Origin of the sequence: Kineococcus aridisoli, assembly GCF_050871885.1 — a bacterium.
In the GTDB taxonomy this organism is placed as follows: Bacteria; Actinomycetota; Actinomycetes; order Actinomycetales; family Kineococcaceae; genus Kineococcus.
In genome coordinates this window covers 1-22,276 of record NZ_JBJLSF010000037.1, presented here as the reverse complement: position 1 = coordinate 22,276, position 22,276 = coordinate 1, and the positions used below count along the sequence as shown (strand labels likewise).

Here is a 22,276-nt window from a genome sequence, read left to right as displayed (position 1 = left end):
GGCGCACCCCGCCCGCGGCTGCGAGCATGGTGCGATGCCGCCCCGCCGCCGCACCGACCCCGCCGAGGGGCTCGCCGCCGTCCGGGCGGTGGAGGACCTGCTCGACGCGGGGGAGCAGCCGCCGCGGGCCCCGCTCGCGACGGCCGTCCGCCACTGCCTGGAGGAGCTCGCCGCCCGCCACCCCGGCGGCAGCGTCGAGGTGCGGGTGCCGCCCTTCGGCGCCGTGCAGGTGCTCGAGGGCCCCCGCCACACCCGCGGCACCCCGCCGGCCGTGGTGGAGACCGACGCGCTCACCTGGGTGCTGCTGGCCACCGGCCGCCTCGCCTTCGCCGACGCCCGCTCCGCCGGACGGGTGCGGGCCAGCGGCAACCGCGCCGACCTCGGCGACCTGCTGCCCGTCGTGCCACCGCGTACCGTGCTCCCGTGAGCGAGCCGTCCCCCACCCCGCCCCGCGCCGACGAGCGGGAGGACGCCCCCGCGCGGCCGGAGGGCGCCGCCGAGCCCGGGACCACCGCGTTCGTGCAGGTCACCCGCCGCCGGGCCCCGCGCTTCCGGGCGTTCGTGCTCACCGGTCTCGTCGTGGCCCTCCTCGCCTCCGCGGTCGTCGCCGCGGTCACCGACCCCGCCGGCGGGTACTCCCAGCGCGCGCTGTTCGGCTACCTCTTCGTCTCCTTCGCCCTCGTCGGCACCCTCGTGGGCGCGCTGGTGGCGGTCCTCGCCGACCGGCGCACCGGCACCCGCCCGGCGCGCCGCCGGCGCCCGCGCGGACGCTGACCGGTCGGGCGCGGCGGCCGGTGTGTGACACACTCGGGACGTGGCCCGCGGTGACGGACGTCTGAACCACGACCTGCTGCCCGGCGAGAAGGGCCCCCAGGACGCCTGCGGCGTCTTCGGGGTCTGGGCGCCGGGTGAGGAAGTCTCCAAGCTCACCTTCTACGGTCTGTACGCCCTGCAGCACCGGGGCCAGGAGGCCGCCGGGATCGCCGTCAGCAACGGCGAGCAGATCCTCGTCTTCAAGGACACCGGGCTCGTCTCGCAGGTCTTCGACGAGGCCGCGCTCGAGTCGCTGCAGGGGCACATCGCCGTCGGGCACGCCCGCTACTCCACCACCGGCGGCGGCGGCTGGCAGAACGCGCAGCCCACCCTGGGCGCGACCGCCGGCGGCACCGTGGCGCTGGCCCACAACGGCAACCTCACCAACCAGTTCGCGCTGCGCGAGCTGCTGGCCGAGCGCCAGCCGGACGTGCCCCGGCCCGTGCTGCGCGGGCGCCCCTCGCCCAGCGAGATCGCCCGGGGCAACACCACCGACACCGCGATCCTCACCGCGCTCTTCGCCGGCGACCCCGACCGCACGCTGGAGGCCACGGCCGCCGAGGTCCTGCCGCACGTGCAGGGCGCCTTCAGCCTCGTCTTCATGGACGAGCACACCCTCTACGCCGCCCGCGACCCGCAGGGCATCCGCCCGCTGGTCCTCGGCCGCCTCGAGCGCGGCTGGGTGGTGGCCTCGGAGACGGCGGCGCTGGACATCTGCGGCGCCAGCTTCGTGCGCGAGGTGGAGCCCGGCGAGCTCATCGCCGTCGACGCCGACGGCCTGCGCAGCAGCCGCTTCGCGCAGGCGAAGCCGAAGGGCTGCGTCTTCGAGTACGTCTACCTGGCCCGCCCCGACACCTCCATCGCCGGCAAGGTCGTGCAGGAGGCCCGCGTCGAGATGGGCCGCACGCTGGCCCGCGAGCACCCCGTCGAGGCCGACCTCGTCATCCCCACCCCGGAGTCGGGCACCCCCGCCGCCATCGGCTACGCCGAGGAGTCGGGCATCCCCTACGGGCAGGGCCTGGTGAAGAACGCCTACGTGGGGCGGACCTTCATCCAGCCCAGCCAGACGATCCGCCAGCTCGGGATCCGGCTGAAGCTGAACCCGCTCAAGCACGTCGTGCAGGGCAAGCGCCTCGTCGTCGTCGACGACTCCATCGTGCGGGGCAACACCCAGCGCGCCCTCATCCGCATGCTGCGGGAGGCGGGCGCCGCCGAGATCCACGTGCGGATCTCCTCCCCGCCGGTGACGTGGCCGTGCTTCTACGGCATCGACTTCGCCAGCCGCGCCGAGCTCATCGCCAACGGCCTGTCCGTCGACGACGTCCGCCGCAGCATCGGCGCGGACTCGCTGGGCTACATCTCCGCCGAGGGCATGATCACCGCGACCGAGCAGCCCACCGAGCGGCTGTGCACCGCGTGCTTCAGCGGCGACTACCCCGTGCCGCTGAACGACCTCGACCGCCTGGGCGAGCACTCGCTGGACAAGCCGCGGATCCCCATCACCCCCGTCTCCCGCACGAACGCAGGACAGGCCTCCCAGTGAGCACCACCGGCACCACCCCGTCGGCCACCGGCACCACCTACGCCGACGCGGGCGTCGACACCGTCGCGGGCGACCGCGCCGTCGAGCTCATGAAGGCCTCCGTCGCCCGCACCCAGGGCCCGCAGGTCGTCGGCGGCTTCGGCGGCTTCGCCGGTCTCTACGACGTCTCCGCGGTCAAGGGCTACCGCCGGCCGCTGCTGGCCACGAGCACCGACGGCGTCGGCACGAAGGTCGCCGTCGCCCAGGCCGTCGACTCCCACGACACCATCGGCGCCGACCTCGTGGGCATGGTCGTCGACGACATCGTCGTCGTCGGGGCGACCCCGCTGTTCATGACCGACTACATCGCCTGCGGCCGGGTCGTCCCGGAGCGGATGGCGGCGATCGTCGCGGGCATCGCGCGGGCCTGCGAGGAGGCCGGGGTCGCCCTCGTCGGCGGCGAGACCGCCGAGCACCCCGGTCTGCTGGGGCCCGAGGAGTACGACGTCGCCGGGGCGGTGACCGGTGTCGTCGAGGCCGACGAGGTGCTGGGCGCCGAGCGCGTGCGGGCCGGGGACGTCCTCGTGGCGATGGCCTCCTCGGGGCTGCACTCCAACGGCTACTCGCTGGTGCGGCGGGTGTTCGCCGACGCCGGGTGGGGCTACGACCGGCAGGTGCCGGAGTTCGGGCGCACCCTCGGCGAGGAGCTGCTCACCCCGACCCGCATCTACGCCCGTCCCGTGCTGGCCACGCTGGCGAGCGGTGGCGTGCACGCCCTGAGCCACGTGACCGGCGGGGGGCTGGCGGCCAACCTCGCGCGTTGCCTGCCCGAGACGGTCACCGCCGAGGTCGACCGCTCGACGTGGACGCCGGGCGCGGTGTTCTCGCTCGTGCGCGACCTCGGGCGGGTGCCGGCCGACGACCTGGAGCGCACGCTGAACCTCGGCGTGGGCATGGTCGCCGTCGTCGCCCCCGAGCAGGCCGACGCCGTGGTGCGCAGCGTCGAGCAGGCCGGGATCCCGGCGTGGGTGTGCGGTCGGGTGCGGGAGCGCGGCGCCGAGGACGGCCCCAGCAACGGAAAGGGCATCGCAGGAGGCGTGACGCTCCTCCGCGGTCGTCACCAGGGCTGGTGAACGGCAGCGGGCGGGACGTCACGCCTCGTGCGATGCCTCGTGAGGACTCAGGTGGTGCGCTCGGGGACGCCGCTCACGCGCGGCGCTTGGACACCCACTCCTCGTAGCCGTCCTCCCCGGAGTACCGGGCCCATGCTTCAGCGCGGCGCTTGGACGCCCACTCCTCGTAGTCGTCCTCTCCGGAGTACCGGGCCCACGCCGCCTCGTCACCGTCCTCGTCCTCGTCCGTCTCCGGCGCCGGCTGGGGTTCTTGACGTCCCATCTGGCGGTACGGATCGGGGCCGTGCAGCTCGCGTTGCAACGCGTTGTAGTCCGTCTCGGGGCTGTAGTACTTCAGCTGCCGAGCGACCTTCGTCTGCTTGGCCTTCTGACGGCCGCGCCCCATGGCGTCGACCCCCTCGCGCGTCGGCCCGGGGCAGGCAGGGCGAGCCCCGGAGTAGCTGTCATCTCTCCGTGCCCCAACGGTACATGTTCGCGAGAGCTTCCGGCATCCCGGTCGCCGCGCTCGCCCCCGGACGGCGGAGGGGGTCCGGGCGCACCCGCGGCCACCGCCCGTGCGGTTAGCTGTGCGCATGAGCAGCCCCACCCGCCGCACCGTGGCCGGCGTCGACTCCTCGACGCAGTCGTGCAAGGTCGTCGTCCGCGACGCCGAGAGCGGGCGGCTGCTGCGCATCGGCCGCGCCAAGCACCCCGACGGCACCGAGGTCGACCCGGCGCACTGGTGGAGCGCGCTGCAGGAGGCCGTGGCCGACGCCGGCGGCCTCGAGGACGTGGACGCCGTCGCGGTGGGGGCCCAGCAGCACGGCTCCGTGCTGCTCGACGAGGCCGGCGAGGTCGTCCGCCCGGCCCTGCTGTGGAACGACGGGCGCTCGGCGGCCGCCGCCGACGCGCTCACCGACGAGCTCGGCGGGCCCGGGGCGTGGGCGCGGGAGGTGGGCAGCGTCCTCGTCGCCTCGCTGACGGTGACCAAGCTGCGCTGGCTCGCCGACCACGAGCCCGCCACCGTGCGGCGCACCGCCTCGGTGTGCCTGCCCCACGACTGGCTGACCTGGCGGCTGGCCGGCGGGGCCGCGGCGGGCGCCCGGCTGGTCACCGACCGCGGCGACGCCAGCGGCACCGGCTACTACTCGCCCGCGCGCGGGGAGTACCGCACCGACCTGCTCGAACGCGCCTTCGGCGCCACCCCGGCCCTGCCCGAGGTGCTGGCCCCCAGCGCCGCGGCCGGCGAGAGCGCCGGCGCGCTCTCGCGCGGCGCCGTCCTCGGCCCCGGCACCGGCGACAACATGGCCGCCGCGCTGGGCGTGGGCGCCCAGGTGGGCGACGTCGTCGTCTCCATCGGCACCTCGGGCGTGGTGAGCGTCGTCAGCGACGTCGCCACCTCCGACCCCAGCGGCCTGGTCGCCGGGTTCGCCGACGCCACCGGCCGCTACCTGCCGCTGGTGTGCACGCTCAACGCCGCCCGGGTCCTGGACTCCGCGGCGCGGCTGCTGGGCGTGGACCACGAGGAGCTCTCCCGCCTGGCGCTGTCGGCGCCGGCCGGGGCCGGCGGCCTGGTGCTCGTGCCGTACCTGGAGGGTGAGCGCACCCCCGTGCGCCCCGACGCCACCGGTGCCCTGCACGGGCTGACGCTGTCCACCTCCACGCCGGCGCACCTGGCGCGCGCCACCGTGGAGGGCCTGCTGTGCGGGCTCGCCGACGGCCTCGACGCCCTCGTCGAGCAGGGCGTGCCCGTCGGGCGGGTCGTCCTGGTCGGCGGCGGCGCGCGCTCGGAGGCCGTGCGGCGGCTGGCCCCGGCCGTCCTCGCCCGCCCGGTCGTCGTCCCCGAGCCGGGGGAGTACGTCGCCGACGGGGCGGCCCGCCAGGCCGCCTGGGTGCTCGCCGGTGGCGAGGCGCCGCCGGAGTGGGAGCTGGGCGCCTCGCAGGTCTTCGAGGCCGACCCCACCCCGCACGTGCGCGAGCGCTACGCGCAGGTGCGCGACCTCACGGCGACCCGTCCCTGACCTGCCCGGCGGGCGGCCCGGCGGGCGGCCCGCCGGGCGGCCCGCCGGGTGGTCCGGCGGGTGCGGCGGCCCGGCGGCGGGCACGCTTGTCCTCGTACATGCGGGCGTCCGCCTCCGCCAGCACGGCCTCCGCCGGACGGGTGCGGTCGTCGGCGGCCCAGCCCACCGACATCCGCACCGGCACCCCCGCCGCCGCGCGGCCGACCCGGCTGCGCAGCCGCCGGGCGAGCGCCTCGACGTGCTCGGCCGGCACGCCCTCGACGAGGACGACGAACTCGTCGCCGCCCAGGCGGGCGACCGTGTCGCCGGGGCGCACCTCCGCGGCCAGCCACCGCGCGGCCTGGACCAGCAGCGCGTCGCCGACGTGGTGACCGCGCTCGTCGTTGACCTCCTTGAGGCCGTCGACGTCGCACAGCAGCACGAACGTGCGCAGCCGCGGGTCGGCCTGCGCGCGGCGGCGGGCCCCCTGCCAGCGGTCGGCGAGCAGGCTCCGGTTCGGCAGCCCGGTGAGGCGGTCGTGCCCGGCGCGCTCCGCGAGGGCGCTCTGCACCGCCAGCCGCTGCGAGACGTCCCAGCCGGCCACGACCAGGTGGACGCCCGAGCGGGTGCGCGCCACGACCTCCACCAGCGCGTCCGGCCGCGCGGCCGGGCGCAGCCGCAGCGGCCCCAGCCGGCTGCCGGGCCGGCGCAGGGCTTCGCGCAGGGCGGCGCGGGCGCGGTCGCGGTCGGCGTCGAGCACCAGCTCCACGGCGTCGGCCCCCGCGAGGGTCGCGGCGTCGGCGCCGACCAGCTCGCGGACGGCGTCGGAGGCCCACAGGACGGTGGAACCGGACAGCAGGAGGGTGGCGGGGGCCCGGGCGGCCAGGGCGCGCCAGTCCGGGCCCGCCCCGGCGGGGCTCACGACCCGCCGGCGCCCCGGCGCGCGAGGGCGTCGCCGACGCCGGCCAGGACCGAGGCGGCGGCCGTGGTGCCGAGCACCGCGGGCCAGGGGCCGACGCGGTGCGCGAGCGGGTGCGAGAGGCCCACGAGGCCGACGGTGCCGGCGCCCAGCGCCGCGGCCAGCAGCGGGGAGGAGCGCGTCCAGCGGGGGAGCGCGGCCCCGAGGCCGGCGAGCAGGGCGACGCCGGCGAGCGCGCGGTCCCCGGTGCGCCGGCCGACGACGTAGCCGCCGAGGACGGCGGAGCTGATGAGGACGGGGCTGGGGACGCTGCGCACGGCAGCGAGGCTAACGGGCGCCTGCGGCCGGTGCTCCGGCGCGTCCACGAGCCCCGGGGACGACGAAGGCCCCGGGGATCCCGGGGGCCTGGACGAGGAGGAGCTCAGGTGGCCAGGAGCGGGGTCGAACCGCTGACCTTCCGATTTTCAGTCGGACGCTCTACCAACTGAGCTACCTGGCCGTGCCGGGCCGGTGGAACCGGCACGACGAGCGACCCCGACGGGACTCGAACCCGCGACCTCCGCCGTGACAGGGCGGCGCGCTAACCAACTGCGCTACGGGGCCTCAGAGAGGCCTTGTCTTGCTGGCCTTGCTTGCAGAGAAGACCTTACCCGATGTCGGGCGGTGCTCGTGACACCCGGCTGGGCCGGATGGTGGAGCGGTCCTGCTCGTGCGTACCCCCAACGGGATTCGAACCCGTGCTACCGCCTTGAAAGGGCGGCGTCCTAGGCCACTAGACGATGAGGGCGCAGCCCCCGGCGAGGCGGGAGCCGCTCCAGCATAGGGGACGGGCGCCGGTGCGCGCCGGTCCAGGGCGCGCGGGCGCCCGGCCGGTGCTCAGGCGGCGGCACCGCCGGGCACCGACAGCCGCCGCGAGGGCACCGAGGGGGTGCGGCCGCGCGCGATGGAGCGGGTGACCGCGACCGGGTCGGTGTGCAGCAGGTCCTGCACGGCCCTCTCGACCTCCCCGTGGGTGGCGGGGTGGCCGAAGGAGGCGCCCTCGCCGAGCTGGTCCAGGGCGGGGGCGATCGTCACGCCGTCCTCGAAGAGGTCGATGACGCGGGGGTCGACGTAGCTGCTGCGGCACACGCTCGGCGTGTTGCCCAGGTACTCCGAGACCTCCGCGCAGGCCCGGGTCACCGCCCGCTTGCGCCCCGTCGGGGTGCCGGCGACCGGCAGGGACACCGCCAGGGCGACCGCGGCCAGCACGGTCGCGTGCCAGGTGCGGAAGTCCTTGGCGCTGACGTCCGGGCCGATCGTCTCGTGCAGGTAGGCGTTGACGTCGTCGCTGGTGACGTCGTGCCAGCGGCGGCCCTCCTTCCACACCAGCAGGTCCTCGCCGCCGCCGCGGCGCCGCTTCAGCGAGCGGACCACCTCCCGCACCGCCGGGTCGGCGATGACGGCCGTGCGGTCCTTGCCGGACTTGGCGACGTAGCGGAAGACCAGCTCGTCGCCGTGCTGGTGCACGTGCTGGCGCTGCAGCGTCGCCAGCCCGTAGGAGCCGTTCTCCTCGGCGTAGGTGTCGCCGCCCACCCGGAAGAAGCCGAGGTCCAGCAGCCGGAAGGCGGCGGCCAGCACCCGCTCGCGCGGCAGCCCGGGCAGCCGCAGCTGCTCCTCGACGACGGCGCGGGCCGCCGGCAGCCGCGCGGCCACCTCCAGCACCCGGTCGTGCTTGGCGCGGTCCTGCTGGCGGCGCCACTCCTCGTGGTAGCGGTACTGCCGCCGCCCGCGGTCGTCGGTGCCGACGGCCTGCAGGTGCCCGTTGGGGTACGGGCAGATCCACACGTCGGTGTAGGCGGGCGGGATCGCCAGGGCGTCGATGCGGGCGACGACCTCGGGGTCGGTGATCCGCTCGCCGGCGGTGTCGTGGTAGCTCCAGCCCCTGCCGCGGCGACGGCGCGTGAAACCCGGGGAGGAGCTCGAGACGCGGCGCAGGCGGGGCACCTGGGAATGGTGCAGAGTGGATCGGCCGGCCGCACCCCGAACCGGTCCGCCCACCGGCTGGAGGAGATCCGTGGATCCCGTGCAGGCGTTGCGGCGCACCGCCTTCCTCCTGGAGCGCGCCCGGGCCGACACCTTCCGCGCGCAGGCGTTCCGCCGGGCCGCCGCCGTGCTGGGGGACCTGCCCGCCGGGGAGCTGGAGCAGCGGCTGGCCGCCGGCACCCTCACCGCGCTGCGGGGCGTCGGCGAGGCCTCGGCGGAGGTCGCCCAGCAGGCCGCGGCGGGTGCGGTGCCCCGCCGGCTGCAGGCCCTGGAGGAGGCCGCCGGCCCGCTGGTGACCGGCGGGGAGGCCCTGCGCGCGCAGCTGCGCGGCGACCTGCACACCCACACCGACGCCAGCGACGGCGGCAGCCCGCTGGCGGAGATGGCCGCCACCGCCGCCGAGCTCGGGCACGAGTACGTCGCCGTCACCGACCACTCCGAGCGGCTGAGGGTGGCCCGGGGCCTGGACCGCGCCCGCCGCGAGCGCCAGCTCGACGAGATCGCCGCGCTCGCGCCGACGCTGCTGCCCTTCCGGCTGCTGGCGGGCATCGAGGTCGACGTCCACGCCGACGGTGCGCTGGACTGCCCGCCGGACCTGCTGGAGCGCCTCGACGTCGTCGTCGCCTCGGTGCACTCGCAGCTGCGGATGCCGCGCGAGGAGATGACCCGCCGGATGCTCACCGCGATCGGCGGCGGCCGCGCCGACGTGCTCGGGCACTGCACGGGGCGGATGGTCACCGGTGGGCACGGGCGGGTCGGCGAGGGCGGCCGGCCGCCGAGCGAGTTCGACGCCGCCGCGGTGTTCGCCGCCTGCGCCGAGCACGAGGTGGCGGTGGAGGTCAACGCCCGCCCGGAGCGGCTGGACCCGCCGCGGGCGCTGCTGCGCCAGGCGGTGGAGGCCGGCTGCCTGTTCGCGCTGTCCACCGACGCGCACGCCCCCGGCCAGCTGGACTGGCAGCCCTACGGCTGCGCGCGCGCCGAGGAGTGCGGGGTGCCGGCCGAGCGGGTCGTCACGACGTGGCCGGTCGAGCGGGTGCTGGAGTGGACGGCGCGGCGACGGGCCGCCCACCGGTGACGCGCAGGAACTCCGGCTTCCCCGCGTCGACCGAGCCGGCCGGGGCGCTGCACAGGACGAGCCGTGCGTCGCTGCCGGGGGCGGTGAGCACGTCGCAATCGCACGTCACGTCGCCCACGACGGGGTGCTCGACCGTCGTGCGCGCCGAGACGTGCCGGCCCACCGTGCCCTCCCGGCACAGCCGGCGGAACTCCGGGCTGGTGCGGCCGACCTCCTCGGTCAGCGCGACGAGGCCCTCGTCCCGCGGGTAGCGCACCAGCGCCTCGCACAGGTCCGAGACGAGCGCGCGGGCAGCCCGACGTCGACGGGGGACAACCGGTCGCGCCAGCGCCGCAGGGCCGTCCCGAGGTTCTCGCCCTCCACCACCGGGCCATCCTCCCCCCGGTGCGCGCGGGCGGGCGGCCGCCGACGCGCTCGGGGCGCGCTTCGTCCGCATCGACGTCACCGACGACGCCTCCGTCGCGGCCGCCGACGTCGCCGCCCACGAGGGGACGATCGACGCCCTGGCCGTCTACGGCGTCAACGTCTTCGGGACCGTGCGGGTCACCCGCGCGTTCCTGCCGCTGATGCAGGGGTCGGCCAACCCCGTCGTCGTCAACGTCGCCAGCGGGCTGGGCTCCTCCGCCGCCACCCACGACCCCGGGCGCGTCGAGGGTCAGGTCGTCGCGCCGCTCCACACGTCCTCGAAGGCGGCGGTGACGATGCTCACCACCCAGTACGCCAAGGCGCTGCCGGGGATCAGGTTCGACGCCGTCGACCCCGGGTACACCGCGACCGACCTCGACGGCCACAGCGGTCCGCAGACGCTCACCGAGGGCACCGACGCGATCGTCGAGATGGCGACCACCGGGGTGGACGGGCCGACCGGCCAGCTGCGCGACCGGTACGGGGTCCTGGCCTGGTGAACCGCTAGGGGGTGGTGCCCCGGGGTTCCTGCGGCGCCGGCAGCAGCGCGGCGCCGAGGGCGGCGAGCAGTTCGACGACCTCCGCGCGGTCCAGGCGCACCGTCGAGACGCAGCCGGCGTCCTGCCACGTGGAGAGCACGACCCGGCCGGCCTCGGGGTGGGCGCTCACCCGCAGCGCCCGCCCCGCGCGGTCGGCGTCGCGCACGACACCGGTGCGCACCCCGTGCGCGGAGGTGGCGGTGGGTTCCATCGGCCGAGTCTGCGCCGCCGGCCGGGAGGTGTCCAGGTCAGGGGATGCGGGCCACCCAGTCGCGCGTGGCGAACTTGGCGGCGACGAGCTCGTCGGCGGCGGCCAGCTCGGCGGGCGTCAGCCCGGAGGCGGTGAGCCCGTACTGGCGCCGGAAGGTGGACACCATGGAGGCGATGACCTCCTCGCGCGGCAGGCCGGTCTGGCGGCGCAGCGGGTCGACGCGCTTGGCGGCGCTCGCCAGGCCCTTGCCGGACAGCTTCTCCCGGCCGATCCGCAGCACCTGCAGCATCTTCGCGGCGTCGATGTCGTAGGACATCGTCACGTGGTGCAGGACGGTGCCGTCGGCCAGCCGCTTCTGCGCGGCCCCGGCGATCTTGCCCTGGTCGGTGGCGATGTCGTTGATCGGCTGGTACCAGGCCTTGACGCCCAGGTCGCCGAGGGCGACGAGCACCCAGTCGTCGAGGAACGCGTACGACTCGGTGAACGACAGGCCCTCCACGAGCGAGCCGGGCGCGTAGAGGGAGTACGTGATGGTGTTGCCCGGCTCGACGAACATCGCCCCGCCGCCGGAGACCCGGCGCACGACCTCCACGCCCAGGCGCTGCGCGGCCTCGGCGTCGACCTCGTTGACCAGGGACTGGAAGCTGCCGAGGACGACGGCCGGGCTCGCCCACTCCCACACCCGCAGCGTCGGCGGCCGCCGCCCGGCGGCGACCTCCCGGGTGAGGACCTCGTCGAGGGCCATGTGCGTCGTCGGCGACTGCGGACCGGTGTGCACGAGCTGCCAGTCGTGGTCCAGCCAGCCCGTCGCCCCGCCGACGGCGCGGCGCACGGCCGTCGCGACGGCCTCGGGGGTGAAGCCGAGCAGGACGGCGCCGGCCGGCAGCGCCGAGCGCACCCGCTGCGCGAGGTCGGCGGCGTCGGCGTCGGCGGGCAGGCCCGTCAGCGCCGCGTCGACGGCCTCCAGCGCGTCGTCGGGTTCGAGGAAGAAGTCGCCGCTGAGGCGGACGGCGGCCAGCCGGCCGTCGACGACGTCGAGGTCGACGACGACGAGCTTGCCGCCCGGGACCTTGTACTCACCGTGCACGCGGCGAGGCTACGGCTCCCGCGGCCCGGGCTGCGAGGAGGCGGTCGCGGTGGGCGGGCCGCCGAGCCAGCGCAGCAGCAGCAGGCACACGTCGTCGTCGTTGTCCTGGTCGGCCAGCAGCGTCCTCGTCAGGTGCTCCACGCCCTCCTGCGGCGAGGAGCCCGCCAGGTCCGCGGCCGCGGAGACGAGGAGGTCGAGGCCGGTGTCGATGGGGCGCCGGCGCCGCTCGACGAGGCCGTCGGTGTAGAGCAGGAGCGCGTCCCCGGGGTGCAGCTGCACGGTGCTCCCCGCGCGCCCGCCGTCGTGGCCGCTGATCCCCAGGGGGGTGGAGCGCCCCTCCCACAGCAGCCGCGGGGCACCGTCGGCGGGCAGCAGCAGCGGCGGCAGGTGGCCGGCGCAGGCGTAGCGCACCAGCCCGGTGCCCAGCTCCAGCCGCCCCAGGGCGACGGTGGCGGTGCGGGTCGCCTCGACCTGCTCGACGAAGCGGTCCAGCGCGCCCAGCACCTCCGCCGGACCCGCGCCGGGTGCGCTCACCGCCCGCAGCGCGCTGCGCAGCTGACCCATCCCCACCGCGGCCTGCAGCCCGTGGCCCACGACGTCCCCGACGACCAGCCAGACCTCCGGCCGCTCGGGGGTGCCGCCGCGGAAGACGTCGTACCAGTCGCCGCCCACCTCGAGGGCCTCGACGCCGGGCAGGTACGCGCTGGCGACCTCGTAGCGGGGGTCCTCGGGCACCTCCCCGGCCAGCAGGGAGTGCTGCAGCTCGTGGGCGATGCCCGCGCGCTGCTCGTGCTGCCAGGCCCGGTCCAGCGCCAGGCCGCTCTGCTGCCCGAGCGCCGTCAGGACGTCCAGGTCCGGGGGGTCCACGCCCGGGCCCTCGGGGAAGGTGAGGGTCAGCACCCCCTGCAGCCGGTGCTGGCCCTGCAGCGGGACGCGCGCCCGCGCGCCGTCCACGGACGCGTGCTGCGCGCCGGGGGCCACGACGGCGGGTGGCGGCCGGTGGCGGACGGGGGAGCCGGGCGGCCGCTGCTCCGAGCGGTCCAGCTGCAGGTCGATGCCGGAGGCACCCAGCTGCTCGCGGACCACGTGCACCAGGGCCTCGGCGACGGCGTCGACGCCGACGGCCCGCGACAGCGCCGCGCTCACGTGCTGCAGCGCCTGCAGCCCGGTGGCGGCGCGCTCGGCCTCCGCGCGCGCCGCCACCAGCTCCCGCTCGAAGCGCGCCCGCTCGGGGGCGGCGGCGAGGACGACGTGCACCCGCGCCGCTCGCCCGGAGCCGGTGGCGACCGCGGACAGCAGCACGGGGAGCCGGCGCCCGGGGGCCCTCAGCTCGACGGCGACCTCCTCGGCGCGCCCCTCCACCTGCACCAGGGGGAAGAGGTGGGTCTCCCAGTAGATGCGGCCGCCGATCGAGAGCAGGTCACCGACCCGCACCCGCCCCACGACCTCCTGGCGGCTGCGCCCGGTCCAGGCGAGCAGCGTGCGGTTGGCCTCGACGACCGTGCCCTCCGCGTCGGCGACCAGCAGCCCGCAGGGTGCACGGTCCCACGCCTCCCAGCCGGGGCGGGTGCCCTCCGGGAGCACGACGAGCTCTGCCGGGGCGGTGCCCGGTGCCGCAGCGGCACCGGTGCCGTGCTCTCGCGGAGCGTGCCGGCTCACACCGCACCGAGGTGGCGGCGCAGGACGTCGACGAGCTCGTCGGGGGCGCTGAGGTTCGGGCAGTGCCCGCGGGCCCGGAGCACGACGAGCTCGCTGCCGGCGATGCTCTCGTGGACGAACGTCCCGACGCTCAGGGGGGCGATGACGTCGTCGCTGCACTGCAGCACCAGGGTCGGCGTGCGCACGCGGTGCAGGTCGCCGCGGTTGTCGGACAGGAACGTCGTGCGGGCGAAGCGCCGGGCGATCGCGGGGTCGGTGCGGCAGAAGCTGTCCGCCAGCTCCTGGCCGAGCTCGGGGCGCTCCGGCACGCCCGTGATCACGGGCGCCAGCCCGCGCGACCAGCCCAGGTAGTTGACGTCCATCGTCGCGAGCAGCTCGTCGATCTCCTCGGCGCTGAAGCCGCCGCGGTAGCCCTCGTCGTCCACGTAGCGCGGGTTGGGCCCCACCAGCACCAGGCTCTCGACGAGCTCGGGGCGCTCGGCGGCCAGCAGCACGCCCACCATGGCGCTCACCGAGTGCCCGACGAAGACGACCGGGCCGAGGTCGAGGGCCTCCAGCACCTCGGCGACGTCCTGCGCGTAGCCCTCCAGGCGCCCGTGCCGGACCGGGTCGTAGGCGGACAGGTCCGAGCCGCCGGCACCGACGTGGTCGAAGAGGACGACGCGGTGGGTGGCCTCGAACGCGGGTGCCACGAGGCGCCACAGCCCCTGGTCGCACCCGAAGCCGTGGGCGAAGACCAGCGGGGGCCCGGACGCCGGGCCCGTGACGTGCACGTTGTTCCTGCGCAGCACGTCGTCCCCGCTCAGCACGTCCACCCTTGCACAGTAGGCGCACGACCACGTCCGGAACAGGCGCTGCGACGTCGCCGGCTCAGCCCACCGGGGCCGGGCGCCTGCGCGCGCGCTTGTCCGCGTACATCCGGCGGTCGGCCTCGCCCAGGACGGCCGCGAGGTCGCCGCCCCGGCCGTCGGCGTCGGCGTCGACCACCCCGAGGGAGACCCCCACGCTCGCGCTCGCGCCGTCCGCGAGCGGGACGGGAGCGGCCAGCGCGGTGCGCAGCAGCTCCAGCACCCGCTGCACCCGCGGTGCCCCGGGACCGCCGCAGTGCAGCCAGACGACGAACTCGTCACCGCCCAGGCGGGCCACCAGGCCGTCGTCGCCGACGACCCGCGCGGCGCGCTCGACCACCGCGCGCAGCACCAGGTCCCCGGCGGCGTGGCCGTGGGTGTCGTTGACGGCCTTGAACCCGTCGAGGTCGAGCACCGCGCACGTGCACCCGCCGGCCTGCTCCGCCCCCGCCGGGCGCGGCCGGGGCATCCCCGGGGCGCCCCACCCCTGCCCGCGGGCCGCGGCCACCTGCGCGGCCAGGCCCCGGCGGCTCCACGCGCCCGTGAGCTCGTCGCGCACGGCGCTCGCCGCGGTGGTCTCGGCGCGGTCGGCGCGCACCAGCCGCAGCACCGCGTCGGCGAGGGCGAGGGCCAGGGCGGTGACCGCCAGGCCCGTCGTCACGGGGCGGTCGGCGCCCAGGGCCGCCGGCCAGCCGCCGCCGGTGCCGGTCAGGCCCAGGACGGCACCCGCGGTGGTCAGGACGAGCACCGCCGGCGGCAGCAGCAGCCGGGCGAGCACCCGCGCGGCGAGCCGGGTGCCCCGCCCGGCCACCGGGACCGGGGGCAGGCAGCTGCCCGCCGGTGCCGGGACCCGGCCGGCGCGCAGGTGCGCGACGACGACCACGGCCGCACCGGCCAGCGCGCACGTGTAGCCGATCGCGCCGGCCGTCGCCGAACCGCGCACGAGGCCGAGCACCACCCCGGCGTCCGCCGCGCACAGGCAGGTGACGCCGACGGCGGTGGCCGTCGCCAGCCGGTCCGGGCGCCCGGGGGCGCGGCGGGTGGTCAGCGCGCGGCGCAGCACCAGGGTGGACGCGCCGGCAGCCACGAGCAGGTCGCAGGCGAAGAACAGGGAGTAGGGGTGCCCGTCGTCGAGGAGGTCGCCCAGCGGGCTGGTGAGGGCCACCAGCGCGGCGGCGCCGCCCGCCACCTGCAGCGGTGCCAGCGCGTCGCCGAGCGCGGACCACGCCCTGCGGGGCGCGCCCGTGCGGTGCGGCACGGCGAGGGCGAGGGCCACCGCGAGCGCCGCGTAGCGCAGCAGGAACAGCACGACCGTGACCGTCGGCTCGTACTGGCCCCGGGCGTAGCTCACCGCGGCGGAGCCGGCGGTCAGCAACCACCAGGAGTCGCCGAGCGCGCTGAGCCCGGCCCAGCAGCCGACGAGCCCGATGACCCACCGGGCCCTCGGGGCGGGGGCGTGGACGGCGGTCAGCGCGAGGGCGGCGGCGCCGGCGACCTCGGTGACGAGGACCGCCCGGTCCGTGCTGCCCGTGGAGGTCAGCAGCACCCACACCCAGATCAGCGACACGGCGGCGAGGAACGCCGTCGGCAGCGCGCGGGGACGGCGGGGCGGCGGCGCGGCCGGGCTGACCACGACGAGCACCCCCGGCGATCTCGGTGGACCCCTGCGGTCGCAGGACCCTCCGAGCGTGGCACGGGCGCAGCCGCCGCGGGGCGGGTTCGCCGCCTTCCCCGGCCGCGTTCCCCCGACCGGGTGCACCCCGGTCGCCCCCGCGTCAGCCGACGAGCGTGGAGGCCAGCCACCCGCGCGGGATGCCGAAACCCGCGAGCAGGTCGTCGGTGCGCGGGCGCAGCCGGCGGCACAGCGCGTTGACCGCCGAGGTGATGGCCTTGGCGCGCAGCGTCGTCATCCGGCGGTGCTGCAGGTACCAGCCCTTGTCCGCCTCCAGCAGCGCCAGCAGGTGCAGGTCGCAGACGTCGGACAGCAGCGCTGCGACGTCGGGGTCGTCGCAGCGGGCGATGGCCGCGGCGAACGCCTCGGCGACGACGCGGTCCACGTGCACGCGGCCGGCCAGCAGCAGGTGGTCCTGCAGGTCGTCGACGGCCTCGAAGCGCTCGGCCTCGGGGCGCGAGCGCGCCTTGCGCATCCGCTTGGCCAGCGTCTCCACGACGTGGCGCTCGCGGTCGGCGAGCATCCGCAGCTGCCAGGCGCGGTCGTGCAGGTCGTCGGGCACGCGGCCGGCCTCGACGACGTCGGCCACCAGCGAGCGGGCGGGGCTGCGCCCGGCGTAGGTGGAGACGAAGTCGCGGGTGGCGAACCTGGCCATGCCCAGGGTGTCCAGGTCGGAGAACTGCTGCGCGTAGGAGGTCAGCAGGCTCTTGGCGACCAGCTGCAGCAGGACGGTGTTGTCGCCCTCGAAGGTCGTGAAGACGTCGGTGTCGGCCTTCAGCTGGGGCAGCCGGGACTCCGAGAGGTAGCCGTTGCCGCCGCACGCCTCGCGGCAGGTCTGGATGGTGCGGGTGGCGTGCCAGGTGGAGGCGACCTTCATGCCCGCCGCGTGCGCCTCGAAGGCGCGCTGGCGCGCGGGTTCGGCCTCCTCGCCGGCCAGCTGGACCTTCAGCAGCTCGTCCATCTCGCCGAGCAGGTCGTCCTGGGCGAAGCTCAGCGCGTACGTCGTCGCCAGCGGCACGAGCAGCCGGCGCTGGTGGGCCAGGTAGTCGAGCAGGACGACCTCGCCGTCGCCGCCGGGGCGCTGGAACTGGGTGCGCCGCTGGGCGTAGCGCAGGGCGATCTCCAGGGCGGTCTTGGTCTGCGACAGCGCGCCGCCGGAGACGCTGACCCGGCCCTTGACGAGCGCGCCGAGCATCGTGAAGAACCGGGAGTTCGCGCTGGCGACGGGGCTGGAGTACGTGCCGTCCTCGGCGACGTCGGCGTAGCGGTTCAGCAGCGCGGTGCGCGGCACGCGCACGCCCTCGAAGGAGAGCCGGCCGTTGTCGATGCCGTTGAGGCCCATCTTGCGGCCGTCGTCGCCGCGCCGGACGCCGGGGGCGGTCCGGCCGTCGACGCGCAGCGGGACGACGAAGGCGTGCACGCCGCGGTGCTCGCCGCCGGTGACGAGCTGGGCGAACACGACGGCGACGTCGGCGTCCTCGGCCGCGCCGCCGACGTAGTCCTTGCGGCAGGAGGGGTCCGGGGTCGTGATGACGAACTCCTGCGCCGCCGCGTCGTAGACGGCGGTGGTGCCGATCGAGGCGACGTCGGAGCCGTGGCCGGTCTCGGTCATGGCGAAGCAGCCGACGAGTTCCAGGCGCAGCAGCCGGGGCAGCAGCTCCGCGTGGTGGCGCTCGGTGCCCAGGGCCTGCACGGCGCCGCCGAACAGGCCCCACTGCACGCCGGACTTGATCATCAGCGAGGCGTCGCCGAACCCGAGCATCTCGAACTGCGACACCTGCCCGCCGGGGGAGTCGCCCCCGCCCCAGCGCGAGGAGTAGCCGAGCTCGTGCCCGCCGAGCTCGGCGAGGGTGCGCAGCCGCCGCCGGGTGAGGTCGCGGTGCTCGCGGGTGCTCAGGTGGTCGGTGACCCCGAACAGGTCGGCGGGGAAGTCGCGGCGGGCCCGCTCGCGCTCGGCGCGGAAGCGGCCGTCCAGCAGCGCGCGCAGCGCCTCGCGGTCGACGGGGGCGCCCGCCGCGTCCGGCGCCTGCTCGGCGGCGCGCTCGGCGGGACGGTCGGTGGCGGGGCGATCGGTGGTCGTGGTCACGGGACCTCCTCGGGAGCGGGGGCGAGCACGGCGTCCAGGCCGCCCCAGGCCAGCTGGATCAGGTCGTGGACGAGGGTGGCGGCCGGGACCCGGTCCGGGCTCGTGGTCCACCGGTCGGCGGCGGTGCGGATGAGGGCGATGAGCCCGTGGGCGAGCGCGTCGGCGGAGGTGTCGCGCGCGCCAGCCAGCCGCAGGTGCACCGTGATGGTGCGGGCGGCCTCGTCGGCGATGGCGCCGGAGATGCGCTGCACCGGGTCGGTGGTCAGCGGGCGTTCCAGGAACGGGTGGGAGACGACGAACCGGTAGACCTCCGGGTCGGCCTCCACCAGGTGCACGTAGGCGGAGATGATCGCGGCGAGCGCGTCGCGCGGGCCGTCGGCCGCCGCGACCGCCGCGCGCAGTTCCCGCACGATCGTCGAGTTCACGCGGTCGGCGACGGCGAGGTAGAGGTCCTCCTTGTCGGCGAAGTGCCGGTAGAGCACGGTCTTGCTCGTCCCGGCGGCGGCGGCGAGGTCGTCCATGCCGATCCCCGCGCCGTGCGTCGTGATCGCGCGCAGGGCAGCCGTCACGAGCTCCTCGCGCCGGCGGCGGCGGTGCTCGGCCCACCGGGTCCGCCGGCCGTCCTCCGTGACGGTGTCCACGTCTCGACGGTACCCCGCACGACGGGTATCCGGTACCCCGAGTACCTGGTAGCTTCCGGACAGGTCAACGTCGTACGAGGAGGTCCCGTGACCAGACGCGCCGCGATCGTCGCCGGCAACCGCACCCCCTTCGTCCGGGCCGGGCGCCGCTACGCGCAGGTGTCCGCGCAGGACCTGCTCGTCGCCGCGCTCGACGGCCTGGTCGCCCGCTGCGGGCTGGCCGGTGAACGCCTCGGCGAGGTCGCGGCCGGCGCCGTGCTCAAGCACAGCCGCGACCTGAACCTCACCCGCGAGGCGGTGCTGTCCACCGCCCTCGACGCCGCGACCCCCGCCTACGACGTGCAGCAGGCGTGCGCGACGGGTCTGGAGACCGCCGTCCTCGTCGCCAACAAGATCGCCCTGGGGCAGGTGGAGTCGGGGATCGCCGGCGGCGCGGACTCGGCCAGCGACGCGCCCATCGCCCTGGACGACCGCCTGCGCCGGGTGCTGCTGGACCTGAGCCGCGCCCGCACCCCCGCCGCCCGGCTCGCGGCCCTCTCGCGCCTGCGCCCCGGTCAGCTGCGGCCGGTGCCGCCGCGCAACGCCGAGCCCCGCACGGGGCTGTCGATGGGCGAGCACGCGGCCCGCACGGCGGCGGCGTGGGGCGTCTCGCGCGAGGCGCAGGACGAGCTGGCGCTGGCCAGCCACCGCAACCTCGCCGCCGCCTACGAGCGCGGTTTCCTCGACGACCTGCTCACCCCCTACCTCGGGGTGCGCCGCGACGACCTCCTGCGCCCGGACACCTCGGTGGAGAAGCTCGCGACGCTGCCGCCGGTGTTCGGCCGCGACCTCGAGCAGCCCGCGACGATGACCGCCGGGAACTCCACCCCGCTCACCGACGGCGCCGCGGTCGTCCTGCTGGCCAGCGACGAGTGGGCCGCGCAGCACCGGCTCCCGGTGCTCGCCCACCTCGTGGACGCCGAGACCGCCGCCGTCGACCACGTCCACGGCGAGGGCCTGCTCACCGCGCCCGTGTGGGCCGTGCCGCGGCTGCTGCAGCGCAACGGGCTCACGCTCGACGACCTCGACGTCGTGGAGGTCCACGAGGCGTTCGCCTCCACCGTGCTCGCCACCCTCGCCGCCTGGGAGGACGAGGAGTTCTGCCGCGACCGGCTCGGGCTGGAGAAGGCGCTGGGCAGCGTCGACCGCGCCCGGCTGAACCCCGTCGGCTCCTCGCTGGCGACCGGCCACCCGTTCGCCGCGACCGGCGCCCGCATCCTCGCCACGACGGCGAAGCTGCTCGCCGAGCGCGGCGGCGGCCGGGCGCTGATCTCGATCTGCGCCGCCGGCGGTCAGGGCATCGCGGCCCTGGTGGAGGCGTGATGCCGAACCTGCCGAAGGTCCCGAAGCTGCCGAACCCGCTGGGGCAGGACCCCTACGGCGCGTTCGTGCGCTCCGGCCCGGGTGCGCTGCTGGCCGCGCGCACCGGGCTGCCCCGGCCGCCGCGGCTGCGCCGGTTCGAACCCGGCCAGGAGCTGCTGACCGGTCCCGCGCTCGTCGTCGAGCTCGCCGGGGCGACGCGCTCGGCGCAGGTCGCCGGCTGGCTGCGCGAGGCCGGTGCGCGGGTCCTGGACGACCTCGCGGCCGCCGGCGAGGACCGCCTCGGCGCGATCGTCGTCGAGGCCACCGGGGTGCGCCGGGTCGCCGAGCTGGCGGCGCTGCGCGAGCAGCTGGCGCCGGCGTTCAAGCGGACGGCGCCCTCGGGGCGCGTCGTCGTCCTCACCGGCGTCCCGCAGGAGTTCACCGACCCCGAGGCGCGCGCCGTCCAGCGCGGGCTGGAGGGTTTCGCCCGGTCCCTGGGCAAGGAGGCCCGCGGCGGGACGACCGTGAACCTGCTGCGCGTGGCCACCGGCGCGGGCACCGCGCTGCGCTCGGCGCTGGAGTTCCTCTGCTCGGCGCGCTCGGCCTTCGTCGACGGCCAGCCGATCGTCGTCGGGCCCGGCGCCCCGGTACCGGCGCGCGAGCGGCGCGTGGCCGTCGTCACCGGTGCGGCGCAAGGGATCGGCGCGGCCTGCGCGGAGGTCCTGGCGCGTTCGGGCCACCACGTCGTCTGCGTCGACGTGGCCGCCGCCGGTGAGCGCCTGGCCGCCGTCGCCAACCGCGTCCACGGCTCCACGCTGCACCTGGACGTCACGGCCGACGACGCCCCGGCCCGCCTCGCCGACCACCTGGCGGTGCGGTTCGACGGTGCCGACGTCGTCGTCCACAACGCCGGCGTCACCCGCGACCGCTCGTTCGTGAACCTCGACGCGGCCGCCTGGGACGCCGTCCTCGGCGTGAACCTGCTGGCCCCGCTGCGGCTGACCGCCGGGCTGCTGGAACGCGGGGGTGCCCTCGCCCCCGGGGCGCGCCTGGTGTGCCTGTCCTCCATCAACGGCCTGGCCGGCGCCAAGGGCCAGACGAACTACGCCACGAGCAAGGCGGGTCTGGTGGGGCTGGTCGAGGCGCTGGCCGTTCCGCTGGCCGAGCGCGGGATGGCCGTCAACGCGGTGGCCCCCGGGTTCGTCGAGACGCCGATGACGGCCGCGATGCCGCCCGTGCCGCGCGAGGTCGGCCGGCGCGCCTCCAGCCTGCAGCAGGGCGGGCTGCCGGTCGACGTCGCCGAGGCGGTGGCCTGGCTCGCCCAGCCGGACGCGGCGGGCGTCGACGGCCAGGTGCTGCGGGTCTGCGGCCAGAGCGTGCTGGGGGCGTGATGGGCCGCTCCACCGGCCGCGCGGGCGGCCGTCCCACCTCCGCGCAGGCCGCCGGCGTGCGCACGGTCCCCGGCCCGCCGTCGCTGGCGCCCCTGTACGCGCGCTCGCTGCTGCGCCGGCCGCGCCGCGCCGTCGACTTCCCCCGCACCACCGTGCGCGCCGAGGGCGTGCGCCCCGACGTCGAGCGGGTGGCGGCGTTCTGCCGGGCCACCGGGTTCCCCGTGCGCGACGTGCTGCCGCTGCCGCTGCCGCACCTGCTGGGTTTCGGGCTGCAGGTGGACCTGCTCGTGCGCGAGGCGTTCCCCTTCCGGCTGCTGGGCCTGGTGCACGTGCGCCAGAGCTTCGAGCAGTCCGCGCCGCTGCCGGTGGACGCCCCCCTCGACGTGTTCGTGCGGGCGGTCGGCATGCGCCCGCACCAGCGCGGCGCGACCGTCGAGCTGCTGACGGAGGTCAGCCGGGCCGGCGCCGCGCAGGTCGTCTGGTCCGGGCGCAGCCGCTACCTCGCCCGCGGGGTGCGGATGCCGGGGACACCCGTCGCCGAGGATCGGCTGCCGGCGCCCGAGGGCGAGGGGACGCTGTGGCGGGTGCCCGCCGACACCGGCCGCGAGTACGCGGCCGTCAGCGGTGACGTCAACCCGATCCACCTGTCCCGGCCCACCGCACGGCTGCTGGGCTTCCGCCGGGCGCTGGCGCACGGGGTGTGGACGGCCTCGCGCAGCCTGGCCGCCCTCGGCGGCCCGGCCCCGGCGGCGGCGCGCTTCGAGGTCGGTTTCGGCGCGCCGCTGCTGCTGCCCTCGACCGTGCGGCACGTCGTGCGGGAGGTGCCCGGCGGCTGGGAGACCGCGGTGCGCAGCCGCGACGGCTCCACGGTGCACCTGACAGGGCGGCTCACCCACCGCTGAACCCGGAGCGGACCCGGCGCCGGGCCCGCTC

21 protein-coding genes, 3 tRNA genes and 1 pseudogene are annotated in these 22,276 nt (G+C 76.8%); 10 read left to right on the top strand and 15 right to left on the bottom strand.

Annotated elements, in window-relative coordinates; translation table 11 throughout:
- Window positions 1-34: 34 nt before the first annotated feature.
- The 4 genes from ACRYM2_RS11940 to purM are packed head-to-tail and all read left to right on the top strand — an operon-like array spanning window position 35 to window position 3,468.
- The gene (locus tag ACRYM2_RS11940) at window positions 35-427 is read left to right on the top strand and encodes a sterol carrier family protein (protein ID WP_432522603.1); all 393 of its coding nucleotides are present in this window, start codon (window positions 35-37) and stop codon (window positions 425-427) included.
- On the top strand, window positions 424-774 hold the full coding sequence (locus ACRYM2_RS11935) for a hypothetical protein (RefSeq protein WP_432522602.1): 351 nt from the start codon (window positions 424-426) through the stop codon (window positions 772-774). The genes ACRYM2_RS11940 and ACRYM2_RS11935 overlap by 4 nt, the downstream gene beginning before the upstream one ends.
- 40 nt (window positions 775-814) lie before the next feature.
- Window positions 815-2,356, top strand: a complete 1,542-nt coding sequence (purF, locus tag ACRYM2_RS11930) for an amidophosphoribosyltransferase (RefSeq protein WP_432522601.1) — start codon at window positions 815-817, stop codon at window positions 2,354-2,356.
- Window positions 2,353-3,468 (top strand): phosphoribosylformylglycinamidine cyclo-ligase, encoded by a 1,116-nt coding sequence (gene purM, locus ACRYM2_RS11925; RefSeq protein ID WP_432522600.1) that lies wholly within the window; start codon window positions 2,353-2,355, stop codon window positions 3,466-3,468. The genes purF and purM overlap by 4 nt, the downstream gene beginning before the upstream one ends.
- Before the next feature lie 73 nt (window positions 3,469-3,541).
- Here the strand turns inward: purM and ACRYM2_RS11920 are convergent, their stop codons facing one another.
- On the bottom strand, window positions 3,542-3,853 hold the full coding sequence (locus tag ACRYM2_RS11920) for a DUF3073 domain-containing protein (RefSeq protein ID WP_432522599.1): 312 nt from the start codon (window positions 3,851-3,853) through the stop codon (window positions 3,542-3,544).
- Between the two features lie 187 nt (window positions 3,854-4,040).
- Between ACRYM2_RS11920 and xylB the strand changes: the two genes are divergently transcribed.
- Window positions 4,041-5,468, top strand: coding sequence for a xylulokinase (xylB, locus tag ACRYM2_RS11915; protein WP_432522598.1), 1,428 nt, complete (start codon window positions 4,041-4,043; stop codon window positions 5,466-5,468).
- Here xylB and ACRYM2_RS11910 read toward each other — a convergent pair.
- The 6 genes from ACRYM2_RS11910 to ACRYM2_RS11885 all read right to left on the bottom strand — a co-directional run bounded on the left by ACRYM2_RS11910 (window position 5,449) and on the right by ACRYM2_RS11885 (window position 8,349).
- The gene (locus tag ACRYM2_RS11910; RefSeq protein WP_432522597.1) at window positions 5,449-6,369 is read right to left on the bottom strand and encodes a GGDEF domain-containing protein; all 921 of its coding nucleotides are present in this window, start codon (window positions 6,367-6,369) and stop codon (window positions 5,449-5,451) included. The two genes, xylB and ACRYM2_RS11910, sit on opposite strands and share 20 nt — an antisense overlap.
- Entirely contained in the window at window positions 6,366-6,683 is a 318-nt protein-coding gene (locus tag ACRYM2_RS11905; protein ID WP_432522596.1) for a hypothetical protein, read from the bottom strand. The genes ACRYM2_RS11910 and ACRYM2_RS11905 overlap by 4 nt, the downstream gene beginning before the upstream one ends.
- A gap of 109 nt (window positions 6,684-6,792) precedes the next feature.
- A tRNA-Phe gene (locus tag ACRYM2_RS11900) sits at window positions 6,793-6,865 on the bottom strand.
- Between the two features lie 30 nt (window positions 6,866-6,895).
- Window positions 6,896-6,969 (bottom strand) — tRNA-Asp (locus tag ACRYM2_RS11895).
- 111 nt (window positions 6,970-7,080) lie between these two features.
- Window positions 7,081-7,153: transfer RNA gene (locus ACRYM2_RS11890), tRNA-Glu, on the bottom strand.
- Window positions 7,154-7,242: 89 nt separating this feature from the next.
- Window positions 7,243-8,349 (bottom strand): DNA topoisomerase IB, encoded by a 1,107-nt coding sequence (locus ACRYM2_RS11885; protein ID WP_432522595.1) that lies wholly within the window; start codon window positions 8,347-8,349, stop codon window positions 7,243-7,245.
- A gap of 70 nt (window positions 8,350-8,419) precedes the next feature.
- On the opposite strand from ACRYM2_RS11885, the gene ACRYM2_RS11880 reads away from it, so the two are divergent.
- A complete protein-coding gene (locus tag ACRYM2_RS11880; protein ID WP_432522593.1) occupies window positions 8,420-9,463 on the top strand; it encodes a PHP domain-containing protein in 1,044 nt (347 codons plus the stop codon).
- Here the strand turns inward: ACRYM2_RS11880 and ACRYM2_RS11875 are convergent.
- A complete protein-coding gene (locus ACRYM2_RS11875) occupies window positions 9,399-9,899 on the bottom strand; it encodes an MmyB family transcriptional regulator (RefSeq protein ID WP_432522592.1) in 501 nt (166 codons plus the stop codon). The two genes, ACRYM2_RS11880 and ACRYM2_RS11875, sit on opposite strands and share 65 nt — an antisense overlap.
- Here ACRYM2_RS11875 and ACRYM2_RS11870 point away from each other — a divergent pair.
- Window positions 9,853-10,368, top strand: a pseudogene (locus tag ACRYM2_RS11870) (SDR family NAD(P)-dependent oxidoreductase); the annotation flags it as partial. The gene ACRYM2_RS11875 and the pseudogene ACRYM2_RS11870 overlap by 47 nt on opposite strands.
- A gap of 4 nt (window positions 10,369-10,372) precedes the next feature.
- On the opposite strand, the gene ACRYM2_RS11865 reads toward ACRYM2_RS11870, so the two are convergent.
- The 7 genes from ACRYM2_RS11865 to ACRYM2_RS11835 form a co-directional block, all read right to left on the bottom strand.
- The gene (locus ACRYM2_RS11865; RefSeq protein WP_432522591.1) at window positions 10,373-10,618 is read right to left on the bottom strand and encodes a hypothetical protein; all 246 of its coding nucleotides are present in this window, start codon (window positions 10,616-10,618) and stop codon (window positions 10,373-10,375) included.
- A 37-nt stretch (window positions 10,619-10,655) separates the two neighbouring features.
- Entirely contained in the window at window positions 10,656-11,705 is a 1,050-nt protein-coding gene (lplAB, locus tag ACRYM2_RS11860) for a lipoate-protein ligase LplAB (RefSeq protein WP_432522590.1), read from the bottom strand.
- 9 nt (window positions 11,706-11,714) lie between these two features.
- Window positions 11,715-13,364 carry a PP2C family protein-serine/threonine phosphatase gene (locus ACRYM2_RS11855; protein ID WP_432522588.1) on the bottom strand — a complete coding sequence of 550 codons (1,650 nt, stop codon included), beginning with the start codon at window positions 13,362-13,364 and terminating at the stop codon, window positions 11,715-11,717.
- Complete coding sequence (locus ACRYM2_RS11850) at window positions 13,361-14,170, bottom strand: alpha/beta fold hydrolase (protein WP_432522619.1); 810 nt, start codon at window positions 14,168-14,170, stop codon at window positions 13,361-13,363. The genes ACRYM2_RS11855 and ACRYM2_RS11850 overlap by 4 nt, the downstream gene beginning before the upstream one ends.
- Before the next feature lie 64 nt (window positions 14,171-14,234).
- Entirely contained in the window at window positions 14,235-15,845 is a 1,611-nt protein-coding gene (locus tag ACRYM2_RS11845; protein WP_432522587.1) for a GGDEF domain-containing protein, read from the bottom strand.
- Window positions 15,846-15,987: 142 nt separating this feature from the next.
- Complete coding sequence (locus ACRYM2_RS11840; protein WP_432522586.1) at window positions 15,988-17,970, bottom strand: acyl-CoA dehydrogenase family protein; 1,983 nt, start codon at window positions 17,968-17,970, stop codon at window positions 15,988-15,990.
- Window positions 17,967-18,611 carry a TetR/AcrR family transcriptional regulator gene (locus ACRYM2_RS11835; RefSeq protein WP_432522585.1) on the bottom strand — a complete coding sequence of 215 codons (645 nt, stop codon included), beginning with the start codon at window positions 18,609-18,611 and terminating at the stop codon, window positions 17,967-17,969. The genes ACRYM2_RS11840 and ACRYM2_RS11835 overlap by 4 nt, the downstream gene beginning before the upstream one ends.
- An 87-nt stretch (window positions 18,612-18,698) precedes the next feature.
- On the opposite strand from ACRYM2_RS11835, the gene ACRYM2_RS11830 reads away from it, so the two are divergent.
- From ACRYM2_RS11830 to ACRYM2_RS11820, 3 genes are read left to right on the top strand one after another with little or no spacing between them, the layout of a single operon-like run.
- Window positions 18,699-19,973: an acetyl-CoA C-acetyltransferase gene (locus ACRYM2_RS11830; protein ID WP_432522584.1), complete on the top strand. Its 1,275-nt coding sequence runs from the start codon at window positions 18,699-18,701 to the stop codon at window positions 19,971-19,973.
- A complete protein-coding gene (locus ACRYM2_RS11825; protein ID WP_432522583.1) occupies window positions 19,973-21,343 on the top strand; it encodes a 3-oxoacyl-ACP reductase in 1,371 nt (456 codons plus the stop codon). Before ACRYM2_RS11830 ends, ACRYM2_RS11825 begins: the two co-directional genes overlap by 1 nt.
- Window positions 21,343-22,245 carry a MaoC/PaaZ C-terminal domain-containing protein gene (locus ACRYM2_RS11820; RefSeq protein ID WP_432522618.1) on the top strand — a complete coding sequence of 301 codons (903 nt, stop codon included), beginning with the start codon at window positions 21,343-21,345 and terminating at the stop codon, window positions 22,243-22,245. The genes ACRYM2_RS11825 and ACRYM2_RS11820 overlap by 1 nt, the downstream gene beginning before the upstream one ends.
- Window positions 22,246-22,276 lie beyond the last annotated feature (31 nt).

What these genes read in the sequence shown, in the direction of transcription:
- ACRYM2_RS11940 (WP_432522603.1), top strand. Translation starts at nt 35, where the DNA reads ATGCCGCCCCGCCGCCGCACCGACCCCGCCGAGGGGCTCGCCGCCGTC.
- ACRYM2_RS11920 (WP_432522599.1), bottom strand. Translation starts at nt 3,853, where the DNA reads ATGGGGCGCGGCCGTCAGAAGGCCAAGCAGACGAAGGTCGCTCGGCAG.
- xylB (WP_432522598.1), top strand. Translation starts at nt 4,041, where the DNA reads ATGAGCAGCCCCACCCGCCGCACCGTGGCCGGCGTCGACTCCTCGACG.
- ACRYM2_RS11875 (WP_432522592.1), bottom strand. Translation starts at nt 9,899, where the DNA reads ATGCGGACGAAGCGCGCCCCGAGCGCGTCGGCGGCCGCCCGCCCGCGC.
- ACRYM2_RS11865 (WP_432522591.1), bottom strand. Translation starts at nt 10,618, where the DNA reads ATGGAACCCACCGCCACCTCCGCGCACGGGGTGCGCACCGGTGTCGTG.
- ACRYM2_RS11825 (WP_432522583.1), top strand. Translation starts at nt 19,973, where the DNA reads ATGCCGAACCTGCCGAAGGTCCCGAAGCTGCCGAACCCGCTGGGGCAG.
- ACRYM2_RS11820 (WP_432522618.1), top strand. Translation starts at nt 21,343, where the DNA reads ATGGGCCGCTCCACCGGCCGCGCGGGCGGCCGTCCCACCTCCGCGCAG.